Origin of the sequence: Roseateles chitinivorans, assembly GCF_050632235.1 — a bacterium.
Lineage (GTDB): Bacteria > Pseudomonadota > Gammaproteobacteria > Burkholderiales > Burkholderiaceae_C > Roseateles > Roseateles chitinivorans_A.
This window is the reverse complement of record NZ_CP192584.1, coordinates 5064777-5087667: the sequence shown is the minus strand read 5'-3', so window position 1 is coordinate 5087667 and position 22891 is coordinate 5064777. Positions and strand designations below refer to the sequence as shown.

The window sequence follows — 22891 nt, the reverse complement described above, 5'->3', positions numbered from 1 at the left end:
CCAGCGATGAAGACTCCGGGCCAGGACGACGACAGCGACGAGAAGCCGCCGATTGTAGAGGCGCACTTTCGGCCGGACACCGCCGCGGCGGAGTTCGCGCACTGGCTGCGCACGCCCGCCGGGCGATACCTGCTCGCCTGGGAGCAGCGCTTCATCGACGCCGCGGTGATCGACTGGTTCGGCTATCACGCGCTGCAGCTCGGCTTCCCGCAACTGCAGGGCCTGCGGACCAACCGCATGAGCAACCGCTGGCTGGCGCTGAACCACCGGCCGTTCGAGGACGGCGTCGCCGGCCCGCCGCGCCAGTCGCTGAGCGCGCACCCGCTGGAATACCAGCCCGAGCCGCAGGCCGAGCTGGCGCCGGGCCTGAACGGCGCGGGCCGTGCGGCGGTCTATTGCGAGTTCGACGCCTTGCCCTTCGAGGCCAACAGCCTGGACCTGGTGCTGCTGCCGCACACGCTGGAGCAGGCCGCCGATCCGCACCGCTGCCTGCGCGAGGTGGAGCGCGTGCTGCGTCCCGAGGGCCGCGTCGTGATCCTCGGGATGAACCCGGCCAGCCTGTGGGCGGTGAGGCAGAATCTGGCCCGCGTCAACGGCCGCATGCTGGGCCGTCCGCCGCGGCTCTACCTGCCGGAGGAGCGCGAGTACCTCGGCTACTGGCGCCTGCGCGACTGGTTGCGGCTGCTGTCGTTCGAGGTCGAACGCGCGCAGTTCGGCTGCTACCGGCCGCCATTGCTGAGCGATGCCTGGCTGGCGCGCTGGCAGTGGATCGAGAAGCCCGGCGGCAAGTGGTGGACGGTGCTGGGCGCGCTGTATGGCGTCATCGCCGTCAAGCGCGTGCACGGCATGCGGCTGATCGGCATGGCGCGCGGCAAGAAGCGCGCGGCCAAGACCGCGCCGGCGGTCGCGGCGGCCCACCACCATCATCATCATCGCGACGACGTCGAGGTCGACTGACCCCGCCTTTCCCGTTTCCTTCAGACTGCTCATGACCGATACCCCTGCTTCTCCTGCTCCCGCCGCGCCGAAGATCGCCAAGCCGCCCGTCGTCATCTACACGGACGGCGCCTGCAAGGGCAATCCGGGCCCGGGCGGCTGGGGCGCGTGGCTCAAGAGCGGCGACCACGAGAAGGAGCTGTTCGGCGGCGAGCGCAACACGACGAACAACCGCATGGAGCTGACGGCGGTGATCGAGGCGCTGACCTCGCTCAAGCGCAGCTGCAACATCGTGATCTACACGGACAGCGAGTACGTGCGCAAGGGCATGACCGAATGGATCTCGGGCTGGCAGCGCCGCGGCTGGAAGACGGCCGACGGCAAGCCGGTGAAGAACGCCGACCTGTGGCAGCGCCTGGACGCGCTGCGCAAGCTGCACACGGTGGACTGGCGCTGGGTCAAGGGCCACGCCGGCGATCCGGGGAACGAGCGCGCCGACGCGCTGGCGAACAAGGGTGTGACGGTCGCGAAGTGAGTCGCCGACGCGTCCGGCTCAGATCACTTCAAGTCGTCGCAGTGCGACGACCATTCGCTCCACAAGCACCGGAAGCTCCGCACCCGACAGGTTGTTCTTCTTGAGGAACGACTTCCACATGCTGATCCTGATCGGATGGGTTGAGAACTCATCGGTGAGACCTTCGGGAACCCCGTCGGGCAGCCCCGTCCCACGCTGGGCGAAAGTTGCTCCGATCGCGGTCCGCAACTCGTGCGGATCGATGAGGTCGTCGTGCAGCAGCACGTCGAGATCGAAGTAGTCCTTGAGCCGCGTGTTGTCGATGCCACGCGCCCAGATCGCATGCAGTTTCTCGGCGATTGCCGTTTCCTTCCGATAGGCCATCAGGCGCGGGGCCGGAAGATCCGGTAGCAGCGTCGGATAAACGACGGACTGGGGACCAGGCGACACGGCATCGCCATATCCGACGTCTATCTGGATGCTGAGTCGCGCCCGGTTGAGCTCGCCGGTCAGCGTCACCCGGACGACGTACTTCTCTTCGATGCCCAGGACGCGTCCGACCACGGATTCCGGATCGAAGCCGACCCCGTCGTCCACCTGGACGGCGCAGACAGTCTTGAACACCGCGACCAGGCGCTCGACATCGTTCGACGTCAACGCCACGAAATCTGCATCGCGGGTCGGGCGATTGCGATCCTGGTACCAGAGAGAGAAGAGCAGGGCGCCTTTCAACAGGAACTCGTTCGCATGCGGCGATGCGGAGAGACGGTAGAGGAACCGCTCAAGCCCGAAGCGGGTGATGAGGCGGGAGAAGTTGATGTCAGTGCGTTGGGCCAGATTGAGCAGCCGGTCGCGCACCGAGGCGGCGACGTTGCGGCTCATGCGATCAGGCTCTCCACATACGGACGCATCACGTTGTCGACGCGGTCGATCTTGGCGAACCGACGAAGGTCGCTCGACTTGAAGGATTGCTGAGCCCAGCCATCACGCAGCGCTTCGATGCTGACGTCCAGGCCGACCTTGTTCCGGAACTTGAAGCAATCGGCGACGGTCTTGGCCGGGCTGAAGATCGGCACGCGGACGCCGTCGATCTCATGCTCGATGACGCCTTCGGTCAGCGCGTCGCCCGACATCCGGATGATGCGCACCGCTGGCGACTGGATACGCGGTGAGGCCGCGCTGGACGGGAGCGCGATCCAGACCTCATAGGGCTCCTGTGTCCCGATCTCGTGGAAGCGCAGCGCGGAGAGGAGGCACACCACCGCGCGAGGCGCCCGCACACACACCTCGGCAAGCGAAATGTGTTCGGAGACATCTCGCTCGTTCGGAGCGTAGATGCCGTGGCTGATGCGCTGCAGAGAGCCCGCCCGCACCATCCTGCTCAGCACCATCGACGGAATCCCTTCCTCGACCACATCCCGCGCGCGCAGCAGCGACCGCTGCTGCGCAAGGGCGAGAACGGCCTGCTCGTGGGAAGGCGGAGGCGGGGGTGGACGGCGAGGCATCCCCGCGAGTGTGTTGGAAAAACTATGCATAAGTCTATAAGTACCTAGGAAATGCAACATTCCGAAGAGAACGTTGCGAACCCTGTGACCGTACTTGTCCACCGGTTCGTCGCCTATGACTCATTCCATGGGGATGCGCTGACGCCTTCCAGCAATTCAAGTGAATCGCCTGGCTGAAATGCCGTACCTCGAACGGTGGAGCACCTTCAGCGCGCTGTTGGTGGGGGCGCCCCGGGCGCTCCACTACACTTCTCCGCCTTCCTGGACCTCCGCGTTCCCCTCGTCATGGACAACCAACCGCTGATCGACTGGCATTCGATGTTCATGGGCGTGGCCCTGCTGGCCGGCGCTCGATCCAAGGACAGCCGCAAGCGCAACGGCGCCTGCATCGCGAGCCCGGACTACAAGATCGTCGGGGTGGGCTACAACGGCCTGCCGCGCGGCTGCGACGACAACGACCCCGCCTACTGGTCCGACGACGACGCCGATCCGGCCAACTCGCGCCACAGCTACATCGTCCACGCGGAAGTCAACGCGATCCTCAACTGCGTCGTGCTGCCGCTGACCGGCAGCACCATCTACACGACGCAGTACCCGTGCCCGCGCTGCGTGCAGTCCATCATCCAGGTCGGCATCCAGCGCGTGGTCTATCTGGAGAAGAAGGACCACCAGATCGGCCTGAACGCGGCCTCGGCCAAGATGCTGACCGACGCGCGGATCGATGTGCTGGCGCTCAACGAGCTCGACGTGCCGGCGGCGGTCTGGTGCACCGACCTGTCGGGCTTCATCGCCAAGCCGCGGACCTGAGGTCGCCTCGACGGGTGATCCGTCGAACTGGCCGGAAAACACCCCGCTTTTCCCGCTCAAGTTTTTTTCGGCTCGATTCATGATCCCTCCCACGCCGACATGAATCGTTCCGAGGCCGCCATGCACACCACCGCCATCCCGCCGCACCTGATGCCCGAAACCGCCCAGGCTCCCTGGGGACTGGTGCCGGATCTCGGCCTGACGGTGGCCGGCTCGGCCGGCATGGACGAGCTCTACGCGCTGCAGGACCTGATGGCCGGACAAGGCCTGACCCTGCAGCCGACCCGCATGCTGTACGACCGCCTCTACGCGCTGGAGCGCCTCAACACCGCGTATGCGCGCGGCGATTCGCAGCTGCAGGCGGCAGCGCAGGCGCTGTTCGACGCCTATCAGCGTCGCGGCGAATGGATCGGCCTGGTGCACTGAGCCGGCTTTCAGCCCCCGATTCCGAACCGAAGGCGCCCGCGAGGCGCCTTTGTCGTTTTCGGCATCGTGGGATTGGCGGTATGTCTAAGATGGTTCCGCCACTTCAGGAGGACCGCATGAACGCACCGCGCTCTCCCAGAGACTTCCCGCCCGGACTCTTCGGCGGGCTGGAGCATGACGACGAGGACCACCGCGTCGGCGAGACCGGCCAGAAGGGGCCGGAGGGTGATGGCGACGTCGATCGCGCGCATCACGAGCAGCAGGATCGCGACAGCCCCGACGGTCGTTCGCGACCACCCAAGCGCTGAATCGAGCGCTGAACGGAACGCCGAATCGACGGCTGAACGGAACGCTGACAGTTACTTTTCGCCGTCTTGGCGACTTCATCTCCCGCGTGCAGAATCCGCGATCGAAAAAAGCCGATACGGCGGTTGAACTCGGGAGGAAAAGGCGATGCCATTCGTCGGATTGGGTGTTCACGTTCTGCTGGCGCTGTTCTGCGCCGTTCACGTCGTGCGCAACGGCGGGCAGCTGTACTGGCTGGTCATCCTGTTCTCGTTCCCGCTGCTGGGCAGCCTGGTCTACCTGCTGGTGTTCGTGGTGCCGCACTCGCGGGTCGAGCGCAGCGCCAGGCGCGCGATGCGCGCGGCGGGTCGGGCGATGGATCCGGGCCGGGAACTGCGCGAAGCGCGCGACGCCTTCGACGAGACTCCGACCGCACAGAACCAGATGCGCCTGGCCACGGCGCTGCTGGAAGCGGGCGAGGCGGCGCAGGCCGCCGAGCGGTTCCAGGCTTGCCTGCAGGGTCCCTTCTTCAAGGATCTGGAGATCCGGCTTGGAGCCGCGCGCGCCTTCCTGGCGGCGGGTCAGGCTGCGCAGTCGCTGGAGCACCTGGCGGCCATTCGCGCCGAGAAGCCAGACTTCCGGGCCGAGGCTGTGTCGCTGCTGACGGCGCGGGCGCTTGCGGCGCTGGAGCGTCCCGTGGAGGCGCGGGCTGAATTCGAAACCGCATCGGAGCGCTTCGGCAGCGTCGAAGCCTGGGCGGAGTACGCGATCTGGGCGATGGGTCGCGGCGACGACGCGACGGCGCAACCGCTGCTGGCGAAGATCGACAAGGTCAGCGCGAAGTGGAATGCGCTGACGAAGCAGCTCAACGAGCCGGTGATGCGGCGCCTGCGGGTGGCGCGCAAGCCTTGACCCTGCCTCTAGCCGCATGGACTCGCTGCAGGATCAACTCGAACAGGCGATGCGTGATGCATCGCCGCTCGTTCACTTCCGCGATGCGATGGCACATCGTCTTGCGGAGGGCGCCAGCAGGAATCAACTCGTTGAGGAACTGGAAGACCTCCGTGCGACCGTGGACGACCAGCGCGAAGATCTGATCTTTGAGATCCTCGATTTCATCGTCGGATGGTGTCATCCGGACATGAGGCTTTGATGCGGTTCACAAGTGCTTCCAACGTCCGACTTTTCGAGCCCCTTCGCACCGCAGCAACGCCTCGATGGTTCGTGGCCGTCATGGTGCTCCCGCTTGCTTCCTGCTCAGACCCTCCAGCGCCTCAAAGATCCGCCTTTGAAGCCGGCGTCGTAGTGCTGGAGGCATCCCAATGTCAAGAGTCCGCTGCGACGCGTGGCGTGGTGCTGACGAAGCTGGACTCCGACCATGTGGTCGATATCGTGTCGCCAGGTCTTTGCGGTGCTGAGCTGGCAGCCCCCTACCTCATGCCCGCCATCGGCGGAAAGACCACGCTGATATTGAGAGAGCGGAGCAGCGCTGTGTTGAATTCCGGTTGCGAGTGCATGCGCTCGCTGAAGATCAAGATATCCGACAGACTCGAAGCGGGAGAAACCTTGTATGTGACGCAGAACGGCGAAGTTGTTGGGCACGTTGTCGTCGACTGACACTTTTTCTGCGCGCAGATCGATGTCGGCTTTCGCGCGCAGCTTGCCAAGCATTCGGGCGTTCTCGTTTGATCCGCCTGATGAATGGTCCACGGAATCAGACATGACGCTCGAAGAACTGCTCGACGACTATCGGACGCTTCCTGAATACCTTGGCCTGGATCTGAAAGGCATCGAGCAGGTCAGCCATTTCGGCGACAGACCCATCCATGTGGCCGCAACACGCGGCGCCATCGCGGAATTGTCGATCCTGGCCGCAGCCGGAGCGAACCTTGATGCTGCCGGCGAACACGGATACACCGCTTTGCATTGCGCGGTGGAGCAAGGCGCAATGGACGCCGTGCTCTGGCTACTGTCTCACGGAGCGGATCCGAGTCAACGCAACATGCACGAGGACAGCCCTCAAGAACTTGCGCGCTTGCTTGACGAGGACGACATCGCCAATGTTCTGGAGAACTTTGGTAAGGCAAGGGACGAAGGAGCGCGAAACGGTATCGGGCCGGCGGGGTGGACCAATTCCAAGCGATGAATGACCAACTGACGTATTTCCTTTCATCGCCGCAGGCGATGGGATATGCAGCGGGCTCCGTCGTGGCCGTGGTGTTGGCGTGTCTGATCGCCAGGCGGCTGGCGAAAGCCCCTGGCACGGCCCGTTCCAGGCGCTTGATGAGGCTGCTGATCGTCGCCCTGCTGCTGGTCGCTGTCTTCTGCTTGGTCGGGTCGTATGGATCGACGGTGTTCCAGTACTACGTCGAAAGCAGGAAGGCGTCGGTCTGAGCTGGTGCAAGCGGCTTCAGGCGCTGACGAACACCCGCTCCCGCATCCACTTCGTCGCCACCCATTTCTCGCCGCGTGTGACTACGCTACTGGCATGCAGCGAGGCGTGGTCCAGTTCGCCGTGTGAGTTGGCGTACTCGAAGTAGACGGCATTGCCGCGCTGCGGCGAGACCGCCCAGCCTGCCGCCGGGAACACCGTCTCGCCGCCGGCGGGCACGTCGTTCAGGTACGTGACCAGCGTGCTCACCCGCTGCCCGCTGCGCGCGATCGACGCCTGGTTGGCCGGGTTCGACGGCACCAGGAAGTCGTAGTGCGGCGCGCTGCCGGCGCCTTCGGGGTAGTGCAGGATCTGCAGCCCTTCGCCGTGCGAGACCGGCAGATTCATGATCTCCGCGATGCGACGATCAAGGCGTGCGATCAGCGGCGTTTCCGCCGGGCGGAAGAACATGCCGAGGCTGCTTCGCAAACCGCTCACGACGTCGCGACCGGTGCGCGGATCGACGAGTGTCGATGGACGCAGGCGGCCTCGCGCCAGGGCGATCACTTCCTCGCATTCATCGGTGCTGAAGACGTTGTTGAGCACCGCGAGCATCGGTCGCTCCGCGCGAGCGGCCACACGCACGACGCGATCGTCCGTCGCGATCGACGTGCCCGGACGGAAGCGCGGCGTCTCGTACCGATAGGGCGGAAGGCCGTGGAGGGCCGATGGCATCGGCTCGGTCGGCAGTTCGACCTGATCGATCGGCATCGCGCGCTCGCCGCGCCGCGCGCGCACGAACGCATCGACGATCGCCTGCGCGGCTTCGGCCGCGATGTCGCGCTCCTGCAGCGCGCCGCGCAGATCGCCCGGCGCCACGCCGTTGTCCAGATGCTGGCGGACCCAGTCCCCCAGCGCGGGCGGAAATCGAACGACGGTCGTCATCACGGTGGCCGCCTCAGAGCAGGTCGACGGCGACCCAGCCGGTCTCCGTCTTCTTGAACGTCTCCTGCAACTGCGCCGTGCCTGCGCCGTGGATCACCTGCGCGACGACAGGGAAGACCTTCTGCAGCTCGGCGTCGCCGGTCCACGGCGCGGCCTTCACCTGGTAGGTGTAGCTCACGACCGCGTGCCGGTCCTTGCCTTCGCCGCCCAGTTCCCAGTGCACCACCTTGTCCAGGCTGAGCTTGGCCGCGCAGAAGTCCCCGCGCGTCTCCTTGCCGCCGTCGGCCTTCGGCTGCTCGCGCGTCACGTAGAACTGTCTGCCGGTCTCGGTCAGCGCATAACGGCGGACCTTCATGTGATGCGAGACCTCGTTGTCGTCCTTGACGTCGACCTCGGCCACCGTCGAGCTCGCCAGGCCGAGCCGCTCCAGCACCGGCAGCTGCAGCGCGTTGCGCGCGCCGGCGTCGATCTCGCGCTGGGTCAGGTCGATCGGCCAGTCGCTCTTGGCCAGGCACAGGTCGCCGCGCTTGGCGAGGTAGTCCGTCATCCCCGGCACGAAGTGATCGGCGGTCGGCTCAGACGAGGCGGCAGTGGCGATCGGCTCCGCGGGCCGCGAGCAGGCCGCAAGCATCGACAGTGCGAGCGCGGCAATCGTGAAACCGGCGGCACGCATCAGACGATGAGGAACGCGATGAGAAGCGTCACGAGAAGCACGATGAATGGCGGAAACGGAGGTCATGCGGAGGATGGACATAGGGAATTCGGAAGTGCGGATCACGAGGTGCAGGCGCCTGCAGCGGGCGCTTTCGCCGGCTGGGTGTCCTTGTCGTTGAGCGTGTTCAGGAAGCAGATCAGGTCGGCGATGTCCTGCTCCGACATCGGCGGCTTGCTGTGCGCCGCGCGGCCGTCCAGTGGCATCTGCGTGTCGATGTTGCCGACGAACTGCTTCGGAAGATCATCGAACTTGCGCACCTTGCCGCCGACGTACTGCGTGGTGATCAGGCCGTAGGTCGGGAAGTCTGCGTCCGGCGTCGCCTTGGGCGTGCCGCCCTCGGTCGGATACCAGAGCTCGGGCATCGTGTCGCGCGTGTTGTAGAAGCGGATCGTCTGCTCCAGCGAATGGAAGATCCCGTTGTGGAAGAAGCTGCGTCGCGTGGCCACGTTGCGCAGCGTCGGGGACTTGAACATGCCGCAGAAGGTGTTGCCCTTCACCGGCGCGTGATCCGTGCGCTGCGGGCCGCACAGGCCGATGTCGACGTAGGACGCGTCCGCGTTGGCGGGGATCGCCGCGTTGCGCGGCACGCCGATGGCCTCGTAGGAGAAGTCCGTGAAGATCGCCGTGCTGCCGTTCAGGCCGGCGCCCTGGTAGTGGCACGACGCGCAGTTGCCGCCGTTCGGATCGGCGAAGACCTTCAGGCCGCGCGCCTCGGCCGCGGTGAGCATGCCGCCGATCTTGTTGCCGATGTAGAGGTCGAACTTGCTCGAGTACGGATGGAAGCTGACGTCCTCCAGCTGGAAGGCCTGTAGCGCCTTCCCGGCCGCGGCGAAGGCCTGGTCCGCGTTGTCGAAGATCGAGGCACCGAAGGCCTGCCGGAACTGCTCGGCGTAGGGGCCGGCCTGCAGCTTCTTCACCACGTCGGCGGCGCTGGCGTTGGCCATCTCGTTGGGGTCCAGCAGCGGCATGCCCGCCTGCTCGGCGAGCGTGGCCGCGCGGCCGTCCCAGGCGAAGCCGCCGCCGGGTCCCGGCACGCTGACGCCGTCGGGGTTGTCGAGCAGGTCCGCGTAGGGCGGCGTCGCGTCCTTGTAGCGCAGCGAGGGCACGGCCCGCAGGCCGGCGCTCTTCAACTCGGGACCGCCGAGCTGCACCGACAGGTCGTTGGACGGGCCGTAGGCGTTCTTCGGGTCGTGGCAGGTGGCGCAGGCCATGCGGCCGGAGCCCGACAGCGTCGCATCGAAGAACATCTTCTGACCGACCTGGGCGATGGGGCTCAACGGCGTGACCGGATTCAGCGCGGTGCCGGTGGCGCTTGATGTCGCGCCCGATGCAGCACTCGATGCGGCGCTCGAAGCTGCGATGTCGGCATCGGCCTCGTCGGACGGCCCGCACGCGGCGAGCAGGGTGCCGAGGCCGACGCACACACAGGCACCGAGGAAGGCGGCCGCCGAGGCGCGCACATGGAAGAGGACGTCACGCATGGAAGGCAGAAGGAGAGGCGGGAGGAAAGACCGCGGGAGAAATGAGAGGGCCGGCGGCGCTTGCGCGCCGCCGGCTTCAGACGCGGAGGACCGCGATTACTTCTTCAGCGCCCAGACGTTGGTCTGGACCGTGTCGGCGCCGATCTGCGCGGCCGTGTTCACGTCGGCCGACTGCTTCTGCGTGTAGTTGGCCGGGGCCTTCCATGCATGGTTGATGGCGCGCACCGAGTCGAAGTGGGTGTCGGCGCTGCCGGCGTACTCGGGCAGGTTGAGGATGTTGGCGGCGATGAACTTCTCGGTGTACTTCGAGCGGTTCATGTACGACGCGTCCACCGCCGGGTCGGCCAGCTGGAACATGTCCTGCAGCGTGCGCACGAACGAGAAGTGGCTGTAGGCGTCGCCGTCCGACACGCCCTTGGGCGCGCCGGCCTGGTTGGTCAGGATACCGAAGATGCTCTCGCCGTGGCCGCGGTTGCCCTTGGTGTAGTTGTTGACGCTGGCGTCCACCGTGACCGCGCCGGTCTTGGCGTCGACGACCACCGGCTTGGACACCGCGCTGTTGGACACGTTCCAGCCGCAGCAGGAGTTGAAGCCCGAGGTGGCGTTGCCTTCGTCGAACATCAGCACGATGGCGACGCGCTTGGCCGGGTTCTTCCACAGCGCCGAGGCCTGGATCTTCTTCACCAGCGCGTCGACGTAGTTGTCGCCGCGCGTGATGATGTTGGCCGCCGAGCTCTGCGCCACGTTGTTGGCGACGCTGCCGCAGTCGCTGGCCGTGGCGGTGGTGCCGTTGGCCAGCTTGCCGATGACGCTGATGCCGTGCATGTCGTCGCACTGGTCGGGGACCAGGAAGTTCAGCGTGCCGACCTTGCCGCTGGCCAGATCGGTGCCGAGCTGGTCGACGTCGTAGTTGGCCGGCACGGCGTAGGCGGTGCTGGCCTTCATGGTGGCGTCCCACTGGCCGCCGCCCATGGTGCGGTTGCTGTACTTGAACTCCGGCGCGCTGCGGACGTTCTGGTAGGCCATGCCCGGATGGTGCTTGGTCTTGTACAGGCCGGCGGGCATCGGCAGCGTCAGGCCGGCAGTGCCGACCGCGGCGGTGTTGCCGTTGATCGTGCCCGGCGCGTAGACGTTGTCGGCCGCGGTGACGGCGCCGTCGGCCACGGAGTCGGTGCGGAAGTCCTGGCCCGGGTTCATCGACTCGCTGTAGGTGCGCCAGGTCATGCCGGCGGCCGTGATCGCGTTGAACAGGTTGGGCTTGCCGACGATGTTGTGGTTGACCGCGGCGGTCTGCGTGCAGCTGGCCGCGAACGGCGAGCTCGCCAGACCCGGCTGGGTCTTGTCGGGCAGCGGCAGATCGGTGACCGCATTGGCGCCGGTGGCGTCGCAGTTCCACTGGCTGTCGTCGGTGATGCCGAAGTCGTCGGCGCCGCCCAGGGCCGTGTAGTTGGGCTCGGACGGATTGCCGGTGGCGTAGTAGCTGGTCAGCTGGTTGCCGGAGGCGAGCAGCGCGTTGATCTTGGGCGCCCACGGCGAGCCCTTGATCGACAGCGTGGCCTTGTTCTCCAGCATCACGATGAAGATGTGGTCGTAGCGCGGCACGCCTTCGAGTTCGAACGCGGCCTGCTGCGATTGCGCGAAGGTGATCTTGGCGCGGGCGTCGGTGCCGGTGGGCGCGGTGGCGACGCTCACGTTGGCGGCGCCGGCCAGGCGCGGATCGCCGCCGGGCGCGGCCAGCGCGTCGGGGTACAGGTCGCCGCGGTCGAGCTTGGTGATCGCGTAGGTGAAGCGGTTGTCCAGCGCCTTGGACTCTGCCAGCATGGCGGCCTGTTCGGCGCCGGTGACGGTGTTCACGTCGGCCAGCACGTTGGACAGCGGCACGCCGATGCGCGTGGCGACGGTCTGCTTCTCGGTCGCGTAGCTGCTGCCGTTGGCCTCGACGAGGCGCTGCACTTCCGACGACAGCGGGCTGATGACGACGTTGCCTGCCTGCTCCATGACCTGGTCCAGGGACGCGCGCAGCACGTCGCGGCTGGCGACCTTGGCGCCGGTGGACAGGGTGGCGTCGGTGCCGATGTCGGCGATCAGCGCGGCGTTGGCCGGCATCGTCAGCGAGAAGTGGCCCTTGGCGTCGGTGACGACCGGGGTCTCGGTGGTGTCGCAGACGCCGTTGCCGTTGGTGTCGACGCAGACCTTGGCGCCGACGTAGTAGGCGGGCGCGATGGTCGGGTCGGTGGCGCTGCCGGCGGTGAAGCTGGTGGCGGTGACGACGCCGTTGATCGTGACGCTCGGCGACTGGGTGTCGCTGTCGGAGCCGCAGGCCGCCAGGATGGCGGCGGCAACGAGGGTGAGCGAGACGTTCAGCGCGGTGGTTTTGCTGGGTCGCATGGGAGTCCTGGAGTGGTGGCGATTGCTGTGCTCGAAGGGCCCCGGAAGGGGACCGTTCGGAACGCCGCGCACTCTAGAAATCACGCATGACGGATCCGTGTCACTCGTCGTCAAGGCCGCGTGAGGGCCCTTGCGCCGCAAGGGTTGGCGTGTTTCGCAAAGTTACGTGAAGCGATGCGTGCTCACGAAATGGAATGAAGGTCGCACGGGGCTTGGCGAAGCCTCAACGGCTCACGACGCCCGGAATCTGCCGAAATCTGCGACGGCGCGATGCGCTCAGCCCTTCACCCCACCCGCCGTCAGCCCCGACACGATCCACTTCTGCGCCAGCAGGAACACCGCCGTGATCGGCAGTCCCGACAGCACGGCCGCGGCCGCGAAGTCGCCCCACAGGAAGCGCTGGTCGTGCAGGAAGTACTTCGACCCCACCGCCAGCGTGAGGTTGGACTCCTCGCGCAGCAGCACCGACGCGACCGGGTACTCGATGATGCAGCCGATGAAGGCCAGCACGAACACCACCATCAGGATGGGCACCGCCATCGGCAGCAGCACCAGCCGGAACGCCTGCCAGTGCGACGCGCCGTCGACCTTCGCGTTCTCCTCGATCTCCACGGGGATGGTCTCGAAGTAGCCCTTGATGGTCCAGATGTGCGTCGCCACGCCGCCCAGGTACGCGACGATCACGCCCGCGTGCGTCTCGATGCCCAGCCATGGCACGAAGGTGCCGATGGTCTCGAAGATCGCGTAGATCGCCACCAGCGCCAGCACTGCCGGGAACATCTGCAGCAGCAGCATGCTGTTGAGGATGCTCGTCTTGAACGGGAAACGCAGCCGCGCGAAACCGTAGGCCGCCGTCGTCGAGATCGCCACGATCAGCACTGCCGAGATCGTCGCCACCTTGATCGAGTTCCACAGCCAGGTCAGCACCGGGAAGGGTGGCTGCACCAGCGAGCCGTCCGCCGCCTGGTACGGAATGCCCAGTGCCAGCTGCCAGTGCTCCAGGCTGATGGTCGAGGGGATCAGGCTGCCCGTGGCGAAGTTGCCCGGTCGCAGCGAGATCGACACCACCGCCAGCAGCGGGAACAGCGTGACCGCCAGGAAGATCCACAGCATCACATGCGCCGCGACGACGCGCCAGCGCGCCTGTTTGCCTCGAACGATGGCCATGTCGTGTCCTTGTCCGTCGATGCCGGCCGCGTCAGCGGTTGGCGTTGCGCATGAGGCGCAGGTTGAGCAGCGACATGCCGGCGACCAGCACGAAGATCAGCGTGGAGATGGCCGCGGCCAGTCCGAAGTCCGTCCCCGAGTCGCGGAAGGCGATGCGGTACGTGTAGCTGACCAGGATGTCGGTCTGCCCCGCGGGGATCTTGGTGGACAGGTAGTCCGGCCGCCCGTCGGTCAGCAGCGCGATCAGCACGAAGTTGTTGAAGTTGAAGGCGAAGGCCGAGACCAGCAGCGGCGACAGCGGCTTGATGATCAGCGGCGCCGTGATCTTGAAGAAGTTGGTCAGCGGTCCCGCGCCCGCGAGCGCCGACGCCTCGTACAGGTCCGAGGGGATCGCCTTCAGCAGCCCCGTGCACAGGATCATCACGTACGGATAGCCCAGCCACACGTTGACGATCAGCAGCATCGTGCGCGCCAGCGACGGGTCCGCGAACCACGCCGGCCGCACGCCGAAGAGCGCGTCCAGGATCGCGTTGATCTCGCCGAAGTTCTGGTTGAACAGGCCCTTGAACACGAGGATCGAGATGAAGCCCGGCACCGCGTAGGGCAGGAACAGCAGCGTGCGGTAGGTCGTGCGGTAGCGCAGGTCTTCCCAGTTCAGCAGCACCGCCAGCATCATGCCGATGGCCGTCGCGAAGACCACCGTCAGCAGCGAGAACACCACCGTCCAGCCGAAGATCGACAGGAAGGGGCCGCGGAACTCCGCGTCGAACAGCATGCGCTGGTAGTTCTGCGCGCCGACCATGACCTTGTAGCCGGGCGCGAGGTGCGTGCCGGCCGCCGCGCCCTGGCCTTCGTAGTAGCCGGTGCTCGCGTCCGGGCGGAAGAGGGCGCCGTCGGCGACGCGCTTCAAGGCGCCGTCGGACTGTTCCTCGAAGTGCGGGCGGATCGGGCCGAACTCGCGCAGGCCGAGGTAGCGCAGCGTCGAGGCGTCGCCCGCGCCGCCGGTGGCGGCCGTGCCGCCGCTTTCGCCCGGCAGCCGCAAGCGCAGCTGCGCCAGCGCCTGGCGGTGCTCGACCAGCTCCTTCAGCGTGAGCGCGGTGCCCAGCGTCGCGTCCGCCGGTCCGGTCGCCTGCATCGCGACGTCGACCGGCTTCGTGCCCTGTCGCAGCGCCAGCGGCGGCGAGACGAACTGCGCCGTGCCGTTCGCCGGATCGCGCAGCACCACGCGGAAGTCGCCGCCGGCGCCGTGCACGCTGTAGTCGCGCACGGCCTCGAGCGCCGTGTCATGCTGGTCGAGCAGGAACTCGCGCACGCGCTCCTGGCTCAGCAGGTGGGCGGACGAATAGTTCGTGAAGCCGATCTGCGTCGTGTACGCGAGCGGGAACGCGATGAACAGCAGCATCCCGGCCACGCCCGGGAAGAGGTAGCGGTAGGCGAAACCGGCCTTGGACAGGTAGACCGCGAAGCCTGCGCCGAAGAGCAGCAGCACGCCGAGCGCCCAGCTCGTCAGCCCGGCCGCGTACAGCATGAAGACGAGGTACAGCGCCCCCAGGGCGATGACGGCCATCGTCGGCCAGTACAGCGCCTTGGCGAGACGGTCCATCGCTCCGGGCGGCTGGCGCGTATAGGGCTCGGACAGCGGCGAGCCGCGCAGCGCGGCGGCGAGGGATCCGGACAGGGCGCCGGACGGCGCCGGGGTCGATGCGGTCGTGGCGTTCATTGCTTCAGCAGCATCCGGCCCGACGCGCCGTCCAGCGCGTCCTTGGGGCTTTGCAGGCCGTTGGTGATGGCCTCGAGCGCCGCGTCCATCGCGGTCCAGAAGCGTCCCACCTCGGGGATGTTGGGAATGGCCTCGCCGGCGCGGGCGTTCTCCATGCTGGCGCGGATCAGCGGATTCACCGACAGCTGCTGGTAGAAGGCCTTGTTGGCCGGCACGCCGATGGGCACGTCGGCGTCGAGCACCTGCAGCGACGCGGGCCGCATCAGGTGGCGCTCGATGAACTCGCGCGCGAGGTCCTTGTTCTTCGACGGCGCCGAGATCATGCAGCCCAGCACCCCGACGAAAGGCTTGGACGGCTTGCCCGCCACCACCGCGGGAATCGGCGCGACGCCGATCTCGATGCCGGCCTTGCGCGCGTTCTCCCAGGCCCAGGGGCCGGAGATCATCATCGCGACCTCGCCGCGGGCGAAGCCCGATTCCATCTCGGAATAACGCGCGCCGCGCGGCATCACGCCTTCGGTGATCAGGCGCTCCAGCATCTTGCCCGCGGCCAGCGCGCCGTCGTTGTTGACGTCGACCCGGCGCGCGTCGAACTCGCCCTGCGCGTCACGCCCGAAGATCACGCCACCGGCGCCCGCGAACATCGGCCAGGTGAAGAAGCTCTTGTTGTAATCCCACAGGATCGCGTGCTTGCCGCGCTGGCGCAGGTCCTTGTCGACGGCGATCAGCGCGTCCCAGGTCGCCGGCGGCTTGGACACCAGCGCCTTGTTGTAGATCAGGCCGGTCGTCTCGATCGCGATCGGGTAGCCCCAGAGGCGGCCCTGGTAGCGGAAGGCCTGCCACGCGGCGGGCTCGACCTCGTCGTAGAGCGCCTTGCGCGGCTGCACCGGCGTCAGCAGCCCGGCCTTGGCCCATTCGCCGACACGGTCGTGCGGCCAGCAGAAGACGTCTGGCCCCTTGCCGGCACCGGCGGCCTGCGTGTACTTCTCGGGCGCGTCGACCGGATGCTCGACGACGACCTTCACGCCCGACTCGCGCTCGAACGCGTCGCCGACCTTCTGCAGCCCGTTGTAGGCCTTGTCGCCGTTGATCCAGACCAGCAGCTTCGGCGCTGTCTGCGCCGCGACCTTCTCGCAGCCGCCGAGCAGTGCGACAGCGGCCGCCGCGACGAGTGCGCCGCGCATCAGCGACGACCGCGTGCGTCGCCGTGAAGCAGGGCGGGGCAGGGGCGCTGTGAAAGGACGCGTCATGCCGCCGCTCCGAGCCGCTTGAATGCCAGGCCCTGGGCGTCGAACAGATAGCAGAGATCCGGCGGCAGATGCAGTTGCAGCGTGTCGCCGGCGCGCACGCGCGTCCTGCCGTCGAATTCGCAGGTCAGGGCGTCCTCGACGCCGGGGTAGGCGCAGTACGCATGCGTCACGCCGCCCAGCGATTCGACGAAGGTGACGGTGCTGGCGATCAGGTTGGCGTCGCCGCCGACCTCGAAGTGTTCCGGTCGCAGGCCCAGCGTGACCTTGTCGCCGGCCTTCGCACGCGAGGCGTCGACGCGCGTGCGGATCATGGCGCCATCGCCCAACCGCACGGTGGCATGGTCGGCGCCGGCCGTCACGATCTCGGCCTCGATGAAGTTCATCTTCGGGCTGCCGATGAAGCCGGCGACGAAGAGGTTGTCCGGATGCTCGTAGAGCTCCAGCGGCGTGCCGACCTGCTCGATCGTCCCGGCGCTCAGCACGACGATGCGGTCCGCCAGCGTCATCGCCTCGACCTGGTCGTGCGTGACGTAGACCATCGTCGTCTTGAGGTCCTCGTGCAGCTTCGCGAACTCGTAGCGCATGCGCACGCGCAGTGCGGCGTCGAGGTTGGACAGCGGCTCGTCGAAGAGGAAGACCTCGGGCTTGCGCACGATCGCGCGGCCGATCGCCACGCGCTGGCGCTGGCCGCCGGACAGGTCCTTGGGCTTGCGCTCCAGCAGGTGCTCGATGTGCAGGATGCGCGCGGCGTAGCGCACCGCGCGGTCGATCTCGTCCTTGGGCACCTTCGCCAGCTTCAACCCGAACGCCATGTTGTCGTACAGGTTCATGTGCGGGTAGAGCGCGTAGCTCTGGAACACCATCGCGATGCCGCGCTCGGCCGGCGGCACGTCGTTGACCAGCCGGCCGCCGATGCGCAGCTCGCCGCCGGTGATGTCCTCCAGGCCGGCGATCGTGCGCAGCAGCGTGGACTTGCCGCAGCCCGAGGGTCCGACGAAGACCATGAACTCACCGTCCCGGATCTCCAGGTCGATGCCATGCAGGATCTTGGTCTCGCCATAGGCCTTGGCCACGGCTTGCAGCTTCACGTCCGCCACGGGATGTCTCCTTGTTTGTAGAGAATATACATGCCTGATTGGCGATTCACAACGCGGCTACACCCGATGCATGGCGATCGAATCTCGTGAAATCAAAGACTTGCAATCAAATTCGGGATTACCCGATGTAGTGAAACTACATTCATTTGACGGCCTGAGAGATACTTCGGATCATGATGACCGTCTTCCCAGACTTGGCCCTGGCGGCCGGCCGGCATGAGCCGTTGGGTGCCTCCGTCCGCGACGGGGGCGTCAACTTCGCGGTGTTCTCGGCCCATGCGACGCGTGTCGAGCTGTGCCTCTATGACGAGGCCGGCAGCGTCGAGTTGATGCGGTATGCGCTGGACGGCCCGGTCGATGGCATCTGGAGCGGCTTCCTTCCCGGTGCGACGGCGGGCCAACTCTACGGCCTGCGCGCGCATGGCCCGCACGCGCCGCGCGAGGGCCACCGCTTCAACGCAGGCAAGCTGCTGCTCGATCCCTACGCCCGTGAGATCGTCGGCGAGTTCCGCAACCTGCCCGAGGACCACGGCTATCCCTTCGGTCATCCGGACGGCCCCTTCGCGCTGGACGCGCGCGACAACGGCCCGACCGCGCTGAAGGCGCGCGTCGCCGCGCCGCTCGCCGGCCCGGGACCGCGCGCCAGCGCGCCGCGGCATGCATCGCGCGACGTCGTGCTGTACGAGGTCCACGTGAAGGGCTTTTCGATGCGCCATCCCGGGATCCCGGAGGTGCTGCGCGGCAGCTACGCCGCGCTGGCGCATCCCGCCGCGATCGCGCATTTCAAGCGGCTCGGCGTGACCACGCTGTCGCTGCTGCCGGTGCAGTTCGCCGTCGACGAGCCGCATCTCTTCGGCACCGGCCTGCGCAACTACTGGGGCTACAACACGCTCGGCTTCTTCGCGCCCGATCCGAGGCTCGCCTCGGTCGCCGTGCGTCACGACCCGACCGCCGTCGCGGCCGAGTTCCGGGACATGGTCCAGGCGCTGCACGAGGCCGGGCTCGAGGTCGTGCTCGACGTCGTCTACAACCACACGCCCGAAGGCAACGAGTGGGGGCCGACGCTGTCGCTGCGGGGGCTCGACCAGAAGAGCTACTACCGCCTGCAGGCCGACGATCCCGCGCGGATGGAGAACCTCACCGCCTGCGGCAACACGGTCAACGTCGAGCATCCGCGCGTGACGCAGCTGGTGCTGGACTCGCTGCGGTTCTGGGTCGGCGAGATGGGGGTGGACGGCTTCCGCTTCGACCTCGCGCCGGTCCTGGGGCGCACCGGGCGCGGGCACGATCCCGGATCGCCGTTCTACACCGCGCTTCGGCAGGACCCGCTGCTGTCACAGGTGCACCTGATCGCCGAGCCCTGGGACATCGGGCCGGACGGCTATCAGCTCGGCCGCTTTCCGGGACGCTTCATGGAGTGGAACGACAAGTTCCGCGACACCGCGCGCGGCTTCTGGCTCGGCCACGGACCGGACGGCTCGGCCATCGGCCGTGACGACTTCGCGCGCCGCTTCGCGGCGTCGGGCGATGTGTTCCGCACCGGCGGCGCAGCCGGGACAACGGCACAGCGCTCGCCGCTGGCCTCGGTCAACTTCCTGGCAGTGCACGACGGCTTCACCCTCGCCGATCTCGTCAGCCACAGCCGCAAGCACAACGACGCCAACGGCGAGGACAACCGCGACGGTCGCGACAACGAGCTGTGCGGCAACTTCGGTATTGAAGGGCCGACCGACGATCCCGTCATCCGAGCTGCCCGCGAGCGCGCCCGGCGCGCGATGCTCGCGACGCTGCTGCTGTCGCAGGGCACGCCGATGCTCTATTCGGGCGACGAGTTCGGCAACGGGCAGGGCGGCAACAACAACGCGTACTGCCAGGACAACGAGATCGGCTGGCTCGACTGGCCGAACGCCGACGACGCACTGATCGCCTTCACCGCTGGACTCGCGCAGCTTCGCCGGGCGCATCCCTTGCTGCGGCATGCACGGTGGTTCGACGCGACGGACGAGGCGCTCGACGCCGCTGGCGCAGGAACGCCCGCGACGCTCCGCTGGTTCCATCCGGACGGCCGCGAACTGCGCGCACCGGACTGGCGCGACGGCGGTGTGCCGGCCTTGACCGCCGTGCTGTGCGACGACCACGAGCGCCTGCTGCTGATCGCCAACCCCGGCGCAGCGTCGCTGCGTTTCGCACTGCCTGCGGACGGTACGTGGCACCTGCTGCTCGACAGCAGCGGCGAGCTCGCCCCCGCGCCCTTGGGCGGGCGGGAGGTCGTCGCGCCGTCGCGTTCCCTGTTGCTGTGCGTGGCCTCCGCCGCCGCGCCTTCCTCCCCCTGATACTTCGATACCGACCCTCGAGCGACACCATGACGATCGACCTGAACAAGCGCCAATCCGGCGTGCTGCTGCACATCACCTCGCTGCCCGGCCCCCACGGTGCGGGCGACTTCGGCCCCGAGTCCTACCGCGTCGTCGACTGGCTGCAGTCGTCCGGCCAGTCGGTCTGGCAGTGGCTGCCGAGCACGCCGATCGGCCCCGGCGAGAGCCCCTATCAAGGCGTGTCGGCCTTCGCCGGCAATCCATGGCTGGTGGCGCTGGAGCCGTTGGTGGAAAAGGGCTGGCTCGCGCAGCCGGTGCTTCCCGAGGGCGGCTTCGACGCGAAGCGCGTCGACTACGCCCGGGTGCTGCCGTGGCGCGAGCAGCAGCTGCGCGCCGCCGCGGCGGGCTTCTTCACGAAAGGCGCGGCGACCGATCGCGCCGCGTATGAACTCTGGTGCGTGTCCCAGCGCGACTGGCTGCAGGACTACGCGCTGTTCATGGCGATCCGCTCGCGCCGCGACGGGCAGGGCTGGTGGGAATGGCCGCGCGACCTGTCCGCGCGCGAGCCGCGCGCGCTCGTGACCGCTCGCGAGCAGTATGCGGACGAGGTCGCCTTCTGGCAGTTCGTGCAATGGTGCTTCGACACGCAGGTCGGCGCGCTCAAGGCCTACGCGAACGAGCGCGGCGTCCACATCATGGGCGACCTGCCCATCTTCGTCGCGCACGACAGCGCCGACTGCTGGGCCCGTCCCGACCTGTACGAGTTCGATGAGCACTTCCAGCCCACCGTCGTCGCCGGCGTGCCGCCCGACGCAATGGCCGCGACCGGGCAGCGCTGGGGCAATCCCATGTACCGCTGGGACAAGATGGCCCACGAGCACTTCGCCTGGTGGACCGCGCGCGTGAAGCGCATGCTGAGTTCCGCCGACGTGTTCCGCATCGACCACTTCCGCGGTTTCGCGGCGTACTACGAGATTCCCGCCGACAGCCCCGACGCGACGCGCGGCGTCTGGAAGACCGGTCCGGGCAAGGCGCTGTTCGACGCGATCGCCAAGTCGCTGGGCACGCTGCCCATCGTGGCGGAGGACCTGGGCTTCATCACGCCCGACGTGCACGAGCTGCGCGACGCGCTCGCCTACCCCGGCATGAAGATCCTGCAGTTCGGATTCGGCGGCGACGGCTCGCACGAGTTCCTGCCCCACAACTGGCCGCGCGCCGCCGTCTGCTACACCGGCACGCACGACAACGACACCGTCCGCGGCTGGTGGAACCAGGCCAGCGCCCACGAGCGCGCCTTCGTCGCCGCCTACCTGGACTGCGGCGACGACGACCTCCACTGGGCCATGATCCGGGCCTGCGCCAATTCGGTGGCCAACGTCGCGGTGTATCCGCTGCAGGACGTGCTCGGCCTGGACAGTGCCCATCGCATGAACATTCCCGGCACCCTCGGCGGCAACTGGGAATGGCGCTTCACCTGGGACATGGTCGGCACCGAGCCGGGCCGCGTGCTCGGACGGATCGCCGCGACCAGCGGGAGAGCCCCTATTGCCGGCGCCGGACTGCCGGAGTGAAATCCTCTGAAACCGCTTTCATGATTGCCTAGGGAAAGCGAGGGCGGTGATTGTGGGGGCCATCCCCTCACAATCAGATTCCCGAGAGACAACGTTGTCAACGATCGGCCGGGCGTCATCGCGTACCGGCCGGCGGACAGCGCAGAGGAGCCGCCGATGAGCACCACCGAGATCTTCCTGATCGCCATGGCGATCATCTTCACCGTCCCCTACCTGGTGTGGCGGCTGGGCGGCACTGACTATGTCGCGCCACTGGTGGTGGTGCAGATCATCACCGGCATCCTGCTCGGCCCCGGCGTGCTCGGCCGGGCCTTTCCCGACTATTACCAGTTCGTCTTCAACCCCGCGGTCGTGCAGTCGCTCAACGGCGTGGCGTGGTGGGCGGTGATGCTGTTCGTGTGGATCGCCGGCATCGAGCTCGACCTCAAGAAGGCCTGGGCGCATCGCGTGGAGAGCGGCATCACGGCGGGGCTCGCGTTGGGCGTGCCGATGGCCTTCGGCGCGGCGGCCGCTGCCGTGCTGCTGGGCATGGGCTCGCAATGGATGGGGACGCAGGCGCACACCTGGCAGTTCATCGTCGGTGTCGGCATGGCCTGCGCGGTGACCGCGTTGCCCATCCTCATCCTGCTGATGGAGAAGCTCGAGATCCTGCGCCAGCCGATCGGCCAGCGCATCCTGCGCTACGCCAGCCTGGACGACATCCTGATCTGGGCCGTGCTGGCGGTGATCCTGATGGACTGGTCCCGTGTCGGCAAGCAGGTGCTGTTCCTGGTCGCCTTCGCGGTGGCGACGATCCTGTTCCGTCGCCTGATGCGCGCCATCCCTGCGCGTGACCGGTGGTACGTCGGACTGATCTGGCTGGCGATCATCGCGTTCGGCGCGGACTGGTGCGGCCTCCACTACATGGTCGGCGCCTTCCTGGCCGGCGTCGTGATGGATGCCGAGTGGTTCGACCAGCAGCAGATGGACGCGTTGCGCCACCACGTGCTGCTGGTGATCATGCCGGTCTTCTTCCTCAGCACCGGGCTGCGGACGAAGTGGGGACTGGAAGGCGGCGTTGTCTTCGCCGCGGCGGCCCTGCTGCTCGCGGCTTCCGTCAGCGGCAAGCTGCTGGGCACGCACCTGGCGGGGCGCATCCTGCGATGGGCGCCGGGCGAGGCGGGCATCATCGGATGGCTGCTGCAGACCAAGGCGCTGATCATGATCATCTTCGCCAACGTGCTGCTCGACAAACAGATCATCACCAGCGAAACCTTCACCGCGCTGCTGCTGATGGCGGTGGGGTCGACGATGCTGACGGTCCCGGTCGTCGCGCCGCGTCTGGCGCGGATCAAGGAACTGGTGTTCCGGGCCAGTTGACCGGGCGCCTCACGGGCGAGGGGGCCATCGACGGTCCGG

General features: G+C 67.4%; 23 protein-coding genes. 12 read left to right on the top strand and 11 right to left on the bottom strand.

Annotation, left to right across the window (positions count from 1 at the left end):
- Positions 1-6 precede the first annotated feature (6 nt).
- Both ACQ859_RS23125 and rnhA read left to right on the top strand, forming a co-directional pair.
- Entirely contained in the window at positions 7-957 is a 951-nt protein-coding gene (locus ACQ859_RS23125; RefSeq protein WP_431262951.1) for a class I SAM-dependent methyltransferase, read from the top strand.
- A 31-nt stretch (positions 958-988) separates the two neighbouring features.
- Positions 989-1471: a ribonuclease HI gene (gene rnhA, locus ACQ859_RS23120; protein WP_431262950.1), complete on the top strand. Its 483-nt coding sequence runs from the start codon at positions 989-991 to the stop codon at positions 1469-1471.
- Positions 1472-1489: 18 nt separating this feature from the next.
- On the opposite strand, the gene ACQ859_RS23115 is transcribed toward rnhA, so the two are convergent.
- Complete coding sequence (locus tag ACQ859_RS23115) at positions 1490-2332, bottom strand: nucleotidyl transferase AbiEii/AbiGii toxin family protein (protein WP_431262949.1); 843 nt, start codon at positions 2330-2332, stop codon at positions 1490-1492.
- Positions 2329-2955 carry a type IV toxin-antitoxin system AbiEi family antitoxin domain-containing protein gene (locus ACQ859_RS23110; RefSeq protein ID WP_431262948.1) on the bottom strand — a complete coding sequence of 209 codons (627 nt, stop codon included), beginning with the start codon at positions 2953-2955 and terminating at the stop codon, positions 2329-2331. The genes ACQ859_RS23115 and ACQ859_RS23110 overlap by 4 nt, the downstream gene beginning before the upstream one ends.
- Positions 2956-3240: 285 nt before the next feature.
- Here ACQ859_RS23110 and ACQ859_RS23105 point away from each other — a divergent pair, with 285 nt between their 5' ends.
- The 5 genes from ACQ859_RS23105 (at position 3241) to ACQ859_RS23085 (ending at position 5626) form a co-directional block, all read left to right on the top strand.
- On the top strand, positions 3241-3762 hold the full coding sequence (locus ACQ859_RS23105; protein ID WP_431262947.1) for a deoxycytidylate deaminase: 522 nt from the start codon (positions 3241-3243) through the stop codon (positions 3760-3762).
- A gap of 99 nt (positions 3763-3861) precedes the next feature.
- Complete coding sequence (locus tag ACQ859_RS23100; protein WP_431262946.1) at positions 3862-4188, top strand: hypothetical protein; 327 nt, start codon at positions 3862-3864, stop codon at positions 4186-4188.
- Positions 4189-4304: 116 nt separating this feature from the next.
- Positions 4305-4496, top strand: a complete 192-nt coding sequence (locus ACQ859_RS23095; protein WP_431262945.1) for a hypothetical protein — start codon at positions 4305-4307, stop codon at positions 4494-4496.
- A gap of 145 nt (positions 4497-4641) precedes the next feature.
- Complete coding sequence (locus ACQ859_RS23090) at positions 4642-5385, top strand: tetratricopeptide repeat protein (protein WP_431262944.1); 744 nt, start codon at positions 4642-4644, stop codon at positions 5383-5385.
- Positions 5386-5401: 16 nt separating this feature from the next.
- Positions 5402-5626, top strand: coding sequence for a hypothetical protein (locus ACQ859_RS23085; protein WP_431262943.1), 225 nt, complete (start codon positions 5402-5404; stop codon positions 5624-5626).
- Positions 5627-5730: 104 nt separating this feature from the next.
- Here the strand turns inward: ACQ859_RS23085 and ACQ859_RS23080 are convergent, their stop codons facing one another.
- Positions 5731-6144: a hypothetical protein gene (locus ACQ859_RS23080; protein ID WP_431262942.1), complete on the bottom strand. Its 414-nt coding sequence runs from the start codon at positions 6142-6144 to the stop codon at positions 5731-5733.
- Positions 6145-6193: 49 nt separating this feature from the next.
- On the opposite strand from ACQ859_RS23080, the gene ACQ859_RS23075 reads away from it, so the two are divergent.
- Both ACQ859_RS23075 and ACQ859_RS23070 read left to right on the top strand, forming a co-directional pair.
- A complete protein-coding gene (locus ACQ859_RS23075) occupies positions 6194-6619 on the top strand; it encodes an ankyrin repeat domain-containing protein (protein WP_431262941.1) in 426 nt (141 codons plus the stop codon).
- Positions 6616-6867 carry a hypothetical protein gene (locus ACQ859_RS23070; protein WP_431262940.1) on the top strand — a complete coding sequence of 84 codons (252 nt, stop codon included), beginning with the start codon at positions 6616-6618 and terminating at the stop codon, positions 6865-6867. The genes ACQ859_RS23075 and ACQ859_RS23070 overlap by 4 nt, the downstream gene beginning before the upstream one ends.
- A 16-nt stretch (positions 6868-6883) precedes the next feature.
- Here ACQ859_RS23070 and ACQ859_RS23065 read toward each other — a convergent pair whose 3' ends face one another.
- The 8 genes from ACQ859_RS23065 to ACQ859_RS23030 all read right to left on the bottom strand — a co-directional run bounded on the left by ACQ859_RS23065 (position 6884) and on the right by ACQ859_RS23030 (position 17607).
- A complete protein-coding gene (locus ACQ859_RS23065) occupies positions 6884-7789 on the bottom strand; it encodes a 2OG-Fe(II) oxygenase (RefSeq protein WP_431262939.1) in 906 nt (301 codons plus the stop codon).
- A gap of 13 nt (positions 7790-7802) precedes the next feature.
- Positions 7803-8462, bottom strand: coding sequence for a hypothetical protein (locus ACQ859_RS23060; RefSeq protein WP_431262938.1), 660 nt, complete (start codon positions 8460-8462; stop codon positions 7803-7805).
- A 101-nt stretch (positions 8463-8563) separates the two neighbouring features.
- The gene (locus ACQ859_RS23055; protein ID WP_431262937.1) at positions 8564-9985 is read right to left on the bottom strand and encodes a cytochrome-c peroxidase; all 1422 of its coding nucleotides are present in this window, start codon (positions 9983-9985) and stop codon (positions 8564-8566) included.
- A 96-nt stretch (positions 9986-10081) separates the two neighbouring features.
- On the bottom strand, positions 10082-12373 hold the full coding sequence (locus ACQ859_RS23050; RefSeq protein WP_431262936.1) for an alkaline phosphatase family protein: 2292 nt from the start codon (positions 12371-12373) through the stop codon (positions 10082-10084).
- A gap of 276 nt (positions 12374-12649) precedes the next feature.
- Positions 12650-13540, bottom strand: a complete 891-nt coding sequence (gene malG, locus ACQ859_RS23045; RefSeq protein WP_431262935.1) for a maltose ABC transporter permease MalG — start codon at positions 13538-13540, stop codon at positions 12650-12652.
- A 31-nt stretch (positions 13541-13571) separates the two neighbouring features.
- Entirely contained in the window at positions 13572-15260 is a 1689-nt protein-coding gene (gene malF / locus ACQ859_RS23040; RefSeq protein WP_431262934.1) for a maltose ABC transporter permease MalF, read from the bottom strand.
- Positions 15257-16444 (bottom strand): maltose/maltodextrin ABC transporter substrate-binding protein MalE, encoded by a 1188-nt coding sequence (gene malE, locus ACQ859_RS23035; protein ID WP_431262933.1) that lies wholly within the window; start codon positions 16442-16444, stop codon positions 15257-15259. The genes malF and malE overlap by 4 nt, the downstream gene beginning before the upstream one ends.
- Before the next feature lie 62 nt (positions 16445-16506).
- Positions 16507-17607, bottom strand: coding sequence for an ABC transporter ATP-binding protein (locus ACQ859_RS23030; RefSeq protein ID WP_431262932.1), 1101 nt, complete (start codon positions 17605-17607; stop codon positions 16507-16509).
- Between the two features lie 173 nt (positions 17608-17780).
- Here ACQ859_RS23030 and glgX point away from each other — a divergent pair, with 173 nt between their 5' ends.
- From glgX to ACQ859_RS23015, 3 genes are all read left to right on the top strand, one after another.
- Positions 17781-19940 (top strand): glycogen debranching protein GlgX, encoded by a 2160-nt coding sequence (gene glgX, locus ACQ859_RS23025; RefSeq protein ID WP_431262931.1) that lies wholly within the window; start codon positions 17781-17783, stop codon positions 19938-19940.
- A 29-nt stretch (positions 19941-19969) separates the two neighbouring features.
- Positions 19970-21493, top strand: coding sequence for a 4-alpha-glucanotransferase (gene malQ / locus ACQ859_RS23020; protein WP_431262930.1), 1524 nt, complete (start codon positions 19970-19972; stop codon positions 21491-21493).
- 156 nt (positions 21494-21649) lie between these two features.
- Positions 21650-22852 (top strand): cation:proton antiporter, encoded by a 1203-nt coding sequence (locus tag ACQ859_RS23015; RefSeq protein ID WP_431262929.1) that lies wholly within the window; start codon positions 21650-21652, stop codon positions 22850-22852.
- Positions 22853-22891: the final 39 nt, after the last annotated feature.

Excerpts from the sequence above, each read along its gene's own strand:
- rnhA (WP_431262950.1), top strand. The coding sequence starts at position 989 with ATGACCGATACCCCTGCTTCTCCTGCTCCCGCCGCGCCGAAGATCGCC.
- malF (WP_431262934.1), bottom strand. The coding sequence starts at position 15,260 with ATGAACGCCACGACCGCATCGACCCCGGCGCCGTCCGGCGCCCTGTCC.
- ACQ859_RS23060 (WP_431262938.1), bottom strand. The coding sequence starts at position 8,462 with ATGCGTGCCGCCGGTTTCACGATTGCCGCGCTCGCACTGTCGATGCTT.
- ACQ859_RS23070 (WP_431262940.1), top strand. The coding sequence starts at position 6,616 with ATGAATGACCAACTGACGTATTTCCTTTCATCGCCGCAGGCGATGGGA.
- ACQ859_RS23015 (WP_431262929.1), top strand. The coding sequence starts at position 21,650 with ATGAGCACCACCGAGATCTTCCTGATCGCCATGGCGATCATCTTCACC.
- glgX (WP_431262931.1), top strand. The coding sequence starts at position 17,781 with ATGATGACCGTCTTCCCAGACTTGGCCCTGGCGGCCGGCCGGCATGAG.
- ACQ859_RS23080 (WP_431262942.1), bottom strand. The coding sequence starts at position 6,144 with ATGCTTGGCAAGCTGCGCGCGAAAGCCGACATCGATCTGCGCGCAGAA.
- ACQ859_RS23110 (WP_431262948.1), bottom strand. The coding sequence starts at position 2,955 with ATGCCTCGCCGTCCACCCCCGCCTCCGCCTTCCCACGAGCAGGCCGTT.
- ACQ859_RS23065 (WP_431262939.1), bottom strand. The coding sequence starts at position 7,789 with ATGACGACCGTCGTTCGATTTCCGCCCGCGCTGGGGGACTGGGTCCGC.
- ACQ859_RS23105 (WP_431262947.1), top strand. The coding sequence starts at position 3,241 with ATGGACAACCAACCGCTGATCGACTGGCATTCGATGTTCATGGGCGTG.
- malG (WP_431262935.1), bottom strand. The coding sequence starts at position 13,540 with ATGGCCATCGTTCGAGGCAAACAGGCGCGCTGGCGCGTCGTCGCGGCG.
- malQ (WP_431262930.1), top strand. The coding sequence starts at position 19,970 with ATGACGATCGACCTGAACAAGCGCCAATCCGGCGTGCTGCTGCACATC.
- malE (WP_431262933.1), bottom strand. The coding sequence starts at position 16,444 with ATGCGCGGCGCACTCGTCGCGGCGGCCGCTGTCGCACTGCTCGGCGGC.
- ACQ859_RS23095 (WP_431262945.1), top strand. The coding sequence starts at position 4,305 with ATGAACGCACCGCGCTCTCCCAGAGACTTCCCGCCCGGACTCTTCGGC.
- ACQ859_RS23075 (WP_431262941.1), top strand. The coding sequence starts at position 6,194 with ATGACGCTCGAAGAACTGCTCGACGACTATCGGACGCTTCCTGAATAC.
- ACQ859_RS23100 (WP_431262946.1), top strand. The coding sequence starts at position 3,862 with ATGAATCGTTCCGAGGCCGCCATGCACACCACCGCCATCCCGCCGCAC.
- ACQ859_RS23055 (WP_431262937.1), bottom strand. The coding sequence starts at position 9,985 with ATGCGTGACGTCCTCTTCCATGTGCGCGCCTCGGCGGCCGCCTTCCTC.
- ACQ859_RS23115 (WP_431262949.1), bottom strand. The coding sequence starts at position 2,332 with ATGAGCCGCAACGTCGCCGCCTCGGTGCGCGACCGGCTGCTCAATCTG.
- ACQ859_RS23085 (WP_431262943.1), top strand. The coding sequence starts at position 5,402 with ATGGACTCGCTGCAGGATCAACTCGAACAGGCGATGCGTGATGCATCG.
- ACQ859_RS23050 (WP_431262936.1), bottom strand. The coding sequence starts at position 12,373 with ATGCGACCCAGCAAAACCACCGCGCTGAACGTCTCGCTCACCCTCGTT.
- ACQ859_RS23125 (WP_431262951.1), top strand. The coding sequence starts at position 7 with ATGAAGACTCCGGGCCAGGACGACGACAGCGACGAGAAGCCGCCGATT.
- ACQ859_RS23090 (WP_431262944.1), top strand. The coding sequence starts at position 4,642 with ATGCCATTCGTCGGATTGGGTGTTCACGTTCTGCTGGCGCTGTTCTGC.